Origin of the sequence: Lachnoclostridium phytofermentans ISDg (assembly GCF_000018685.1) — a bacterium.
Taxonomy (GTDB): Bacteria; Bacillota; Clostridia; order Lachnospirales; family Lachnospiraceae; genus Lachnoclostridium; species Lachnoclostridium phytofermentans.
On the sequence record NC_010001.1, the window covers coordinates 1300412 to 1312146 of the forward strand.

11 protein-coding genes are annotated in these 11735 nt (G+C 34.2%); 8 read left to right on the forward strand and 3 right to left on the reverse strand.

Annotated features, from left to right (window positions below; translation table 11 throughout):
• Positions 1-51 precede the first annotated feature (51 nt).
• Both gltS and CPHY_RS05440 read right to left on the reverse strand, forming a co-directional pair.
• The gene (gltS, locus tag CPHY_RS05435; RefSeq protein WP_012199054.1) at positions 52-1254 is read right to left on the reverse strand and encodes a sodium/glutamate symporter; all 1203 of its coding nucleotides are present in this window, start codon (positions 1252-1254) and stop codon (positions 52-54) included.
• A 180-nt stretch (positions 1255-1434) separates the two neighbouring features.
• On the reverse strand, positions 1435-2625 hold the full coding sequence (locus CPHY_RS05440; protein ID WP_012199055.1) for an iron-containing alcohol dehydrogenase: 1191 nt from the start codon (positions 2623-2625) through the stop codon (positions 1435-1437).
• 385 nt (positions 2626-3010) lie between these two features.
• Between CPHY_RS05440 and CPHY_RS05445 the strand changes: the two genes are divergently transcribed.
• The 8 genes from CPHY_RS05445 (at position 3011) to CPHY_RS05480 (ending at position 11202) form a co-directional block, all read left to right on the forward strand.
• Positions 3011-3211 (forward strand): NUDIX hydrolase, encoded by a 201-nt coding sequence (locus CPHY_RS05445; RefSeq protein WP_012199056.1) that lies wholly within the window; start codon positions 3011-3013, stop codon positions 3209-3211.
• Positions 3212-3239: 28 nt separating this feature from the next.
• Positions 3240-3833 (forward strand): GNAT family N-acetyltransferase, encoded by a 594-nt coding sequence (locus CPHY_RS05450; protein WP_012199057.1) that lies wholly within the window; start codon positions 3240-3242, stop codon positions 3831-3833.
• 16 nt (positions 3834-3849) lie between these two features.
• A complete protein-coding gene (locus CPHY_RS05455) occupies positions 3850-4806 on the forward strand; it encodes a carbohydrate kinase family protein (protein WP_012199058.1) in 957 nt (318 codons plus the stop codon).
• Between the two features lie 596 nt (positions 4807-5402).
• Positions 5403-5891 carry a GNAT family N-acetyltransferase gene (locus CPHY_RS05460; RefSeq protein WP_012199059.1) on the forward strand — a complete coding sequence of 163 codons (489 nt, stop codon included), beginning with the start codon at positions 5403-5405 and terminating at the stop codon, positions 5889-5891.
• Between the two features lie 494 nt (positions 5892-6385).
• A complete protein-coding gene (locus tag CPHY_RS05465) occupies positions 6386-6943 on the forward strand; it encodes an NUDIX hydrolase (protein ID WP_012199060.1) in 558 nt (185 codons plus the stop codon).
• A gap of 211 nt (positions 6944-7154) precedes the next feature.
• Positions 7155-8624 carry a methyl-accepting chemotaxis protein gene (locus CPHY_RS05470; RefSeq protein WP_012199061.1) on the forward strand — a complete coding sequence of 490 codons (1470 nt, stop codon included), beginning with the start codon at positions 7155-7157 and terminating at the stop codon, positions 8622-8624.
• A 112-nt stretch (positions 8625-8736) separates the two neighbouring features.
• Complete coding sequence (locus CPHY_RS05475; protein WP_012199062.1) at positions 8737-9033, forward strand: hypothetical protein; 297 nt, start codon at positions 8737-8739, stop codon at positions 9031-9033.
• 636 nt (positions 9034-9669) lie between these two features.
• Complete coding sequence (locus tag CPHY_RS05480) at positions 9670-11202, forward strand: ABC-F family ATP-binding cassette domain-containing protein (RefSeq protein WP_012199063.1); 1533 nt, start codon at positions 9670-9672, stop codon at positions 11200-11202.
• 136 nt (positions 11203-11338) lie between these two features.
• Here CPHY_RS05480 and CPHY_RS05485 read toward each other — a convergent pair whose 3' ends face one another.
• Positions 11339-11686 (reverse strand): hypothetical protein, encoded by a 348-nt coding sequence (locus CPHY_RS05485; RefSeq protein ID WP_049762306.1) that lies wholly within the window; start codon positions 11684-11686, stop codon positions 11339-11341.
• Positions 11687-11735 lie beyond the last annotated feature (49 nt).

Sequence of the window (11735 nt, forward strand, 5' to 3'; positions counted from 1 at the left end):
TTTATTATCTGCGTTGCTAATGAAGAATCATCTTGCGACAACCCTGCTTAATTATTTCAAAAAATTAATAAATATCGTTATAACTGCTGAGTTTGCAAAATCAATAAAGAGACATCCGACAATTGGTACAACAAAGTAAGGAGTTGGTACAAAGCCATATCGATTTGTAAGCTCGTCCATATTTGCAATCGCATTCGGTGTTGCACCCATACCAAAACCACAGAGAGCAGATGAAAAAACAGCTGCTTCATAATTATTTCCCATAACACGGAATGTAATAAAATAAGCAAAAAGTCCAGTCAAAAGTACTTGTGCAATTAGTAAAATAATAAGTGGTAAAGCTAAATCAAACAATTCCCATAGCTTTAAGCCCATAAGTGCCATAGTTAAAAAGAAGGAGAGACTAAGTCCACCAAGAGTTTCAATTTCTTTTTCTACTATCTCTATACGTCTCATATCATAGAGATTGCGGATGATAGCAGCAACGACCATTGCTCCAATATAGGAAGGGAACGTTAGCTCTAAGTTTTCGATCCATCCAGATAAATAGGATCCAAGCCCCATAGCTAAAAACAATAAACAAGCGCCCGTCATTAATTTCTTAAAAGATAGTATATTATGATTTTCTTCATTATAATCTCCAACAGTATCTGGCTGATTATTAGAAAATTCATCATGTGCCGTTACTAGTTTTTTACGATGAATCAGGGTTCTGGCAACTAATCCACCAACAATGCTTCCCATGATAAGTCCAAAAGTTGCGGAGGCAATTGATACTGTAGTGGCACCAGAGACACCTAAGTTTTCTAAAATCGGTCCAAAAGAGCCAGCAGTACCATGCCCGCCGACCATTGGGATAGAAGCGGTACAAAGACCAAGAAGTGGAGAAAAATTGAATAACGACGCCAAAGACACTCCTATCGAATTTTGGAGAACAACAAGAAGTATTGAAAGACCTAAAAAGGTGATAACTTTTAACCCTCCCTTTTTTAAGGTCTTAAAACTTGCTGTAAATCCGATACTAGTAAAAAAGGCAGTCATAAAAATCGGTTGTAGTGTAGTATCCAATGTTATAGTTGCTAGATTGGTTACTTTTAATACTAATACTAAGACTGAGAACAGAATTCCACCAACAACAGAGGGCGGAATACAGTATTTTTTAATTATTGTTATTTTATTGTGTAAATATCTTCCGATATAAAATACAATGGAAACCAGAGCCATTGTTTTATATAGATCTAAATGTATTTCCATAGAATTTGGTCCGTCCTTTGATGTTAATTTGTATTAGTATACTAGATATAAATGAAAAAAAACATAGTTCAGGCAGAATTAATCTAAGGAAAATAAATCCAAGTGAAAATAAAATCCAAGTGAAGCTTGAGAGAGAGTTAACAAGCTCACTTGGATTTTATAGGATGTATTAAGATAAAGTTAGAAAGTAATCTCTTCGTTATAGAAGCATGCTTTTAATAACTTCTCCATCTCTTCTTGTGTTGGGATTCTTGGATTTGATCCAGTACAAGCATCAGAGATAGCATTTGCAGCGACTTCAGGTAATTTTTCTAAGAATTCTTTTTCATCGATGATACCATTTTCATATTCCTTGATACAGCTTGGAATATTCAAGGAGCGGTTCATCTGATTTAATTCTTCAATTAGAGCATCTACAAGTTCTGTAGTCGTATTGCCTTTTAAGAAAAGTGCAGTTGCGATTTCAGCGTAACGTTTCGCTGCATCTTCATTTTTAGAATTAAATTTAATAACTTTTGGTAGATACATTGCATTTGCACAACCATGAACAATATGACCTCCTGAGTAGGCAGCGCCGGTTTTATGAGCCATGGAGTGAACAATACCAAGTAATGCGTTGGAGAATGCCATACCAGCTAAACATTGTGCATTGTGCATCTTATCACGTGCATCCATATTGCCATCATAAGAAGACTTTAAATATTCATGAACCATACGGATAGCATGCATTGCAAGAGGATCGGTATAATCGCAATGTAGTGTGGAAACATATGCTTCCACAGCGTGTGTCATAGCATCCATGCCAGTATGTGCGGTGAGTTTTGCAGGCATTGTCTCTGCTAAATCAGGATCTACGATTGCAACATCTGGTGTAATATTAAAGTCTGCCAGAGGATATTTAATACCCTTGTGATAGTCTGTAATTACGCTAAAAGCAGTCACTTCAGTTGCTGTTCCAGAGGTAGATGGGATAGCACAGAATTTTGCTTTTGTACGTAGGGTTGGGAAGTTAAATGGAACAATCAAATCTTCGAATGTTGTGTCTGGATATTCATAGAATGCCCACATTGCTTTTGCTGCATCAATTGGAGAACCGCCACCCATGGATATAATCCAATCCGGCTCGAATTCTCTCATCGCAGCAGCACCCTTCATTACAGTTTCTACACTAGGGTCTGGCTCTACATTTTCAAACAAAGAGACTTCCATACCAGCTTCTTTTATGTAATCAATGGCTCTATCCAAAAATCCAAAACGTTTCATGGAGCCGCCTCCAACAACGATAATTGCTTTTTTACCTGTTAAATTTTTTAGTTCCGCAAGAGAACCCTTTCCATGATATAAATCTCTTGGTAGTGTAAAACGTGCCATAATTTTTTCCTCCTTCTATGTATCGTAGATTATTTGTTAAACAATTAACAAAAGAATAACACATAGAAAAGATGAGGTCAATAGAAAAATGTTAAATAAATAACAAATAAATCGAAATAAAATATAAGACATATAAGGAAAAGCGATATTAATGGGTATAATAGATACTTTAATGTTAATTAAAGCCTTGTTTCTATACGGCAGAATGTTAAATTATAAACATATCATCTACTAGTCAATTGGTTGTATTTAAAAATCGTTTTTAGTAAAATGTAATGTAGTAAGTGTATAGGAGAGAAAAATATGAATCAGAAGACTACTGTACAGTTTTATCCTACTGTAGAAGATCGTAAACTTAAATTTGCAGTTTTAGTAGCTATATATCATGGTAAATTTTGGAATGCTTTATCTTGTAGATGTTTTTGAATTTGGGGATCTTCCAAACTATGAGATGGAGAAAGTTGTTATACTTACTAAAATCCCTGAACAATGGACCTATCCGGACATACAGCCAACATTAATAAAATATATAATGGAGACTGATGAATTTAAAGAAATCACTAAAATAATCGGAATTAAACCATAGTAATTAGGTTATAAGGAGGGAAGCAGGTATGACAAAATCTGAATACTTAAAAAATCCTGGCAGGATGGCATCCTTGCCTTTTTGGAAAGAGCAAAAGTATGGTAATTTAAGCACAATAAAGATAGTTCATGAGGAGCAGTATAAGGAATCGGATTATAGAAATTACACCAAGAAACATTACTTTAAGCTAATACATCGTTTAAATGAGGTTCCACGATTGATATTGGATTCCTCTCTTGAAATTGATGTCGTGAAGATAGATCAATTAGAATTTGTCGCAAACTTTATTAATCAATGCTATGAGAACATCCGGGTTTCTAAGGATGAGGTGAGTAAGTGGATGAACGAGAGCGTATTTTCACCAACCACTTGGGTAACTATAAGTAAAATAGGTGTTGGGGTGATTGCACTTGGGATTGCTGATTTTGATGAAGAAGTGAAAGAAGGAATCTTTGAATGGATTCAGGTATTACCTGAGTATCAAGGGAAAGGTATTGGAAAGATATTGGTGATAGAATTACTACAAAGACTAAAATACTCCTATTGCGAAACAGGAGAAATAATTTACTGTTGTCACAGCAAAGAATTTCATGTAAAATACGCATTACGAGAAAAGAATTGAATATAGGAGAAAAAAGATGTTTTGTGAGAAAGAACCATATATCTTAGTTTTTGGAGTTTCAATATATGATATCATAGGATTTACTAATCAAAGCTTTAAACCAAACGATTCAAATCCTGGTAAGGTTAGAATTTCCTTTGGAGGCGTTTGCAGAAATATTGCAGAGAATTTAGCAAGAGTGGGAGTAAATACAAAGTTTATTTCTGTAGTTGGTGATGACGAAAAAGGAAGAAGTTTATTAGAGCATGCTAATAAGATGCAGCTTGATATGAAAGATTCATTGATTGTAAAAGGAGAGTCTACACCAACCTATATGGCAATCCTCAATGAAGAAGGGGAACTTGAAGCCGGTATTGTAGATATGAAGGTTACAGAATATATTACAAAGGAGTTTATAGATTCTAAGGCTGAATTGTTTGAACAAGCGGAATATGTAGTTCTCGATGCAGACAATCCACCGCTTCTTGAGTATGTATTAAAGAAATTTTATGGGAAAACTAAGTTTATTATGGATCCTGTCTCTTCAACTAAAGCAAAATCTGTTAAGCATCTAATTCCATACCTTCATACGATAAAACCAAATCGTATAGAAGCTGAGATCTTGTGCGGATTTCCAATAAAAGACATGAAAGATTTAAGAAAAGCTGGTAAGTATTTTTTAGACCAAGGTTTACAAAAAGTCTTTATCAGCTTGGATATGCAAGGAGTTTATTATAATGACCGTGAATCAGAAGGCTTATTAAAAACGGATAAGGTGTCCGTTGTAAATGTAACCGGAGCAGGGGATTCTTGTGTTGCAGGTTTGGGGTTTGGATATATGAAAGGGTTGGACACGCAGGATACCTTAAAAATTGCAATTGCAATGTCTGTGATAACGATAGCTCATGAGGACACCATACATCCTGATATGAGTTATGATTTAGTAACAAGCTCAATAAAATCAATCACATGGATAGAAGAAAATATATTATAAAATCCCGCAAGGGCTATTGTAGCGAATGAAATGCACCCAAAATGTTAGATGAAATGCTGGCATGCAGATGCATTTTAATGGTATAAAAATAAAAGTATTCTCCATAATTAAATTGACAAAATTATTATCAATTGTTAGCATAATAATATCAAGATTTTCAAATATAATTGAGAGGATGTGTTTTGCTCGTCATTGACATACAGTGTAATCATAAGCTGTTTTGTTGATGTACGAAACGAGATTAAATCAAAAGTGAAGCTAGTAGAAACTCTGCTAATTAAGCAGTCTTTTTTCGTATGTTTTCTTTTGAATTTATCTCTCGGCAAAACATTTTAGGCTGCAGAGATTCTCTGCAGCCTTTTTTGCGTATTTCAATCTGTTTGAGTTACAGTTAAAACATACTTTCGATTTTGCAAAATCAGTTTTTGCTGATACTAAATTCATAAGGGACACAAAATTTGTTTTTATTTTTTTAAATGAAAATCTTGATACCCTGTTAAGATAAAAAGCACTTAGAGCAGAAACGGGGATAGTTAGTTCACACAATTTTGTGCCTGCGCCCAATTTTGCAGGCTAAGGAAAGGCATGATAATTATATGAGAATAGAGCAAGCAGAGAATATGTTACAACGAAAAATAATTGCTAAAGAAGTACTAATGAAGTTACCAGAATGGTTTGGAATACCAAGTTCAACCGATGAATACGTTGAAAATAGCGGTTCCTTACCTATGTGGGTTGCATACCAAGAATCAGAGGCAGTAGGATTTCTTTCAATGAAAAAACATAATGATTATAGTGCGGAAATCTATGTTATGGGAATAACTCCGAATTATCATAGACAAGGAATCGGTAAAATGTTATTTGAATATGCTTATGAATGGTGTCAAAGCAACAAGATAGAATATTTACAGGTTAAGACGCTGGATGATAGTAGTAAAGATCCGTTTTATGCTAAGACAAGAGAATTCTATTACAGTATGGGATTTCGGCCACTCGAATGTTTTAAGACATTATGGGATGAATGGAACCCTTGCCTTGTCATGATACAAAAGGTTGTAAGTGAGGATACAACAGTAAGATATTAGGTAGTAGAGAATGTGTAGAAATAGCGTAAAATTATATTGTTAGGAGTGATTTTGATAGTTTGCAATTTTTGTCATTTAGTGGTAGAATAAAAAAGGTTAAAAATCGAGAATTCTATTATAAGAGATTATTATAGAATCAAGTATTCTATTTACAGTGATATATATAGAATCAAATATACTATTTACAGTGATATATAAAGAATCAAGTACTCTATTTACAATGATATATAAAGAACCAAGTATCCTCTTGATATAGTAAATTACAATTAACAATTATAGAACGTTTCAAATGTAAAGGAATAAGTATCGAAAGAAGTTTAATGCGCCATTATATGATGTATTAAACTTCTAAGTACGTTAACGAATAAAAAATATCTCATAACGAAAAATGATACTAATAGGTTAACCAATCTATGGATAGTAAGGTTAACTTTGTGCCTGTGATGCAGCTATAAACATGGTATGTGCAAGTAAGTAAAGAAATGGAGATAAATATGACATTATATGAACAATTACAAAATTATAAACCATACAATGAGCAAGAGGAGAAAGATAAAGAAGCGATGATGTGGTTTATGAAACATTCAGAGAATGTTTTTACACGGGATAATAAAATTGCACATTTTTCTGCATCCTCATGGTTAGTTAATAAAGATAGAACCAAGGTAGTTATGGTGTATCATAATCTCTATGATTCTTGGGCGTGGACAGGTGGACATGCAGATGGAGATGAAGATTTGCTACACGTGTCAATAAAAGAAGCGGAAGAAGAAACCGGATTAACGAATGTAATTGCTGTAAACCCAGACATATATTCTGTTGAAATTCTTACAGTAGATGGTCATATCAAACGAGGTTCGTATGTGTCTTCTCATCTTCATATCAATGTTACGTATCTGTTAGAAGCTGACGAGGAGCAAGAGTTATCTGTAAAATTAGATGAGAATAGCGGTGTTAGATGGTTTACATTGGAGGAAGCTGTTACTGCATGTAGTGAACCGTGGATGAAACAAATCTATCAAAAACTAAATGAGAAGCTCAGAAGAAATTAATTTAAAACTCAGGAAACATTAATGAGAAACTCAGAAAAAACTAGTGACGAAATCGTATTTAATTGATATAATTATTATAATAATTGGAATTATTGAGTAAATACACAAAAATATGGCAAGTTATACAAATGATTAAATAGTGCAGAAAATCATTATATCATGGATATTATTGTAATTAAAATACAATGTAAATGTAAAAGGAGAAAACACTATGAGATTGAGACGAAGAGGTTCTTGCGCTGAGATGGATGGCATCTTACAGTATGTAGAGGATGCTATGGCAGGCAAAGATTGTGGTTGTTGTCCTTCAAGCAATCATGTGATTCATAGTCGGGTAATTAAAGATTTTAATACCTTGATTGAGAATGAAAAAAGGATGTCAAAGGCGGCAAAAGAAGTATTGGATATTGCAAGTTCCATCAGTAGTTTTGATGTGGGAATGTCTTATATTTCAACGAAATTAATGGATTTTGCGACTGAAATGTCTTCTGTCAGTGAATCCAATCTCGCTATTGTGGAAGAGACGACTGCAACTATGAATCAAGTAAATGAAACGATTGATTATACAGCAGGTACCTTAGAGAAACTGTCAAATGAATCTGAAATTCTAGCCTCTAAGAATAATAATAGTAAAGAATTATTAGAAGATGTTACTGCACTAAAAGAAAATGTTATTCTAGATACTAAGATTATGAACGACAAAATTGAGCAACTTGTTGTTTTGGCAACTGAGGTTGGTAAGATTGTTGAAAGTGTTCAAACAATTGCAAATCAAACAAATTTGTTAGCGTTAAATGCAGCGATAGAAGCAGCAAGAGCGGGAGAACAGGGAAAAGGTTTTTCTGTTGTAGCAGAAGAAGTTCGTAAGTTAGCGGATGATACAAAGCATAACCTGGAAGGAATGAGAGCTTTCGTAGATGATATCCACAATGCTTCGAGAGAAGGAAAAGAAAGCATGGATCGAGCTATGGAATCTACCAGTCAAATGAGTGATAAGATTGATATGGTATCCGAGACGATTGGTGAGAATATCGAAATGCTCCAGGGTGTTGTGTCTAGTGTTGGGGACATACATAATTCAATGCAAGGAATTAAACTTGCAGCTAATGAGATTAGCAGCGCGATGGAAACATCCAGCTCCGATGCGCAACGTCTTACTGAAATGACACAGGAAGTTTCTAAGGATGCTCAGGAGAGTGTAAAATATTCAAAGAGTATCTCTGAAATTGACGATCGACTATCACATGAAATAAGAGAAATGTTTGAAGGATTGAGTACAGGTAATCAAGCAGTTACCAATGAAGAGCTTCAACTTGTGATTGAAAAGGCTGTAAAGGCTCACTCTGAGTGGATGGTTAATTTAAAGAATATTGTGGATAACATGAAGATAGCACCTATACAAACGAATTCACATAAGTGTGCATTTGGACATTTCTATCATGCACTTGTTATAGATCATGAAGCAATTGAGAAGGAATGGAAAGAAATCGATGGATTCCATGATCAATTCCATAGAATGGGAGATAAGGTAATAAAAGCTGTAAAAGCACAAGATAGAAAGATGGCGAATGATTTATATAATGAGGCATCTGTTGTTTCTACTCAGATACTTGGATTACTGCAGAAAGTTCACCAAAAGATAGAACAATTAAATAAACAAGGAATAAAGATTTTTGATTAAAACAATAGAAAATATATTTTGAACTTTCTATTGTTAGGGGAATGGGGCTATGTGAAAGAAGCATAGCCCTTTTTCTTTTGGTACAATTATATCTTAAGAATCAACGTAAAGTATGACCATTCATATACTGATACTGATAAAAAAAAGAGAATTATGTGTATCCGTTGATCTAGATGAGGTATTTGATCCTGGTTGGAGAGAAAAACTTGAAAATATTTGGACAGAAACGACCACGAGAGCGAAATACTCTTATACCTGTCTCTTTTACTCAGATGGCTCCAAAGGTCCTACCTTTTTATTTAACAAGATTCATAATAGGTTTGGGTATCGTTGGATTAAGCCGGTACACGAAGAATTAGAATACATCGGAGTAGGGGGAGAGCAACACATTATCCCTATCGCTCTTTAGAGTCTCTCACTTCTTGGAATCATATTTTGGAGTCTCAGATTTCTCGGAATAATTGACAACTAAGTAGGTAAGAGGTATAATCACAATACTGGAATGCGTGGAAAGACGTTTTAGTAACATAATGTCTAGCATTCTTAACCAAATGATTGATAGGAACGAATGAATGATGAACCAGAAGGAAACTATTTTTTGTATAACAGTAGGCTCTACACATTTTAATAATGTTAGACATTGTGTAGAGCCGAATACCATAGATTATTTCATTTGAAATAAAGAGGGTAATAGAAAGTGTGCACAAGCCTAGAGATAGTTGGCACTAACACATTTCTTGCTCTCATGGGAAAAGCAAGCATAAACCACTATTATGCTTAGTTTTTGTACCATAAATAAGGTATCGGTAAGGCTGTAGACATTGTCTGCAGCCTTTTGTTTTGTCAGAATGTTCTTTCAAGAAAAAAGCAGAAGGCGAGCGCATAAGCGCAGTCTTCTGCTTTTTTTGTTTATAGAAAATTAAAGAGCGTAGTGTGACAATGCTACTTTTTCTTCCTATCATAAAATTTCTATCCTTAATTACAGGTTTGTGTTTGTGTTGTTCACAAACTTTATAAGATTAAACAGCACAGAAAGAGGAAGTATATGAGTTTATTAGAAATTAACAACGTATCGCATGCTTATGGAGAAAAAACACTGTATAAACAGGTATCTCTAGAATTCTATCAAGGGGAGCATATTGGAATCGTGGGCTCTAATGGTGCGGGTAAAAGCACTTTAATACAAATGATGATTGGGGAGGTGATTCCAGATCAGGGATATATAAGATGGCAAAATGGGATTCGTACTGGATATCTGGATCAATATGCAAAGATGGAGGATGATATTAGTATCATTCAGTATCTAAAGACTGCATTCTCAGAATTATATCAGGTAGAAACTGAGTTAACCAATCTTTATGAAAAGTTGTCTGAGGCAGAAGATGTGGAACTGTACTATAATAAAATTAACGCGTATCAACAAAAATTAGAAGACGAAGATTTCTATCAGATTGATAGTAGAATTTCAAAAATTGTTACCGGACTTGGGATTGATGCATTTAATATTAATTCCTTGCTTGGAAAGCTAAGCGGCGGACAACGGGCGAAAGTGATTCTGGCAAAATTATTATTAAATGAAACGGATGTATTAATTTTGGATGAACCAACGAACTTCTTGGATAAGGAGCATGTTGTATGGTTGGCGGAATATTTAAAAAATTACAAAGGCTCTTATTTTGTCGTATCTCATAATTATGAGTTTCTTGAACAGTCAGGTTCTGATATCTGTGATATCGAGTTTGGGACAATGAAAAAATACGGTGTGAGGTACTCAGAATTTCTTAAATTAAAAGAAAAGCAAAAAGAAGATTATATAAAAAGATACACCCTGCAACAAGAGGAAATAAAGAGAACAGAAGAATTTATACGTAAAAATATCGCGGGTATTAAGACGAAGATGGCACAAGGAAGAAGAACACGTCTGGAGAGGATGGAGCGCTTAGAGAAACCAAATTTTCAGCAAAAAGTACATCTGAATTTCTTATGGGTATCTCCGGCTGCCTCCCCGGCACTAGTGATAAAGAACTTAGAAGTCGGTTATGATAAAGTCTTATTACCGTCAATTAACCTTACAATGATGAGTTCTGAAAAAATAGCAATTACCGGATTTAACGGAATTGGCAAATCAACTCTTTTAAAAACTCTGGTAGGGTATATTAATTCGTTAGGAGGGGCGTATCGTTTTTCGGATACCGTAACACTTGGATATTTTGAACAGGAGTTAAGCTGGGAGGATTCCTCGAAAACCCCGTTTCAGATAGTTATGGATTATGACCCAGCCATGAAAAGGGAACAGATCAGAAGAAAGCTATCTGAAGTTGGAATTAAGTCAGAGCATATTGAGAAGGAGATCAGACTGTTAAGTGGTGGCGAACAGGCTAAAGTAAAGCTATGTTTATTATTATTAAAACCATGTAATTTTTTGATTCTTGATGAGCCTACGAATCATCTAGACCAAGAAGCAAAAGAGGGATTAAAAAGCGCTTTGGAGGAATTTTCGGGAAATATCATATTGGTGTCTCATGAGGAGAAATTCTATAGCGGATTAGTAGACCGTGTAATTAAAATCACGAAATAAAGAATTTTAAAAGATATAGTTGCGCCCCATATCAAGTAGATATTATCAATTTGATATGGGGCGCAACCATGTCTCGTTGTATTAAATTTGGTATTTCTTAAATAGGAAAGAAAATAAACAACGAAATTAAGTTAAACTATAAAATGCGTATATTATCGCGGAAGGAAAAAATACATTCACGTTTTATATTGTTTCTCCAAACATCTTTATAAATCTCATCAATATCTTCACAAATTTTCTCTATTTCTTTATAAATATTTGGAACCTCATAGTAAGCTGTAAATACAGTGAATCGAGATTTTTCTTCCTTAGATTGATAAAGTTGTAAGCCTGCATAGAATTCAGGATATTTGCAGAAAAGATACTCATTTAGTTCATGACTGAACTTTATATACGCATTAATATAGCAAGGCCTTACAAATATTCTATCCATATTTAATAATAGATTATCAAAATCCCTTCTGTTTCTTATAAAATTGTTCATAGACACCTCCTAAATATATGGAATGATATCCTACAATATCATATGGCGC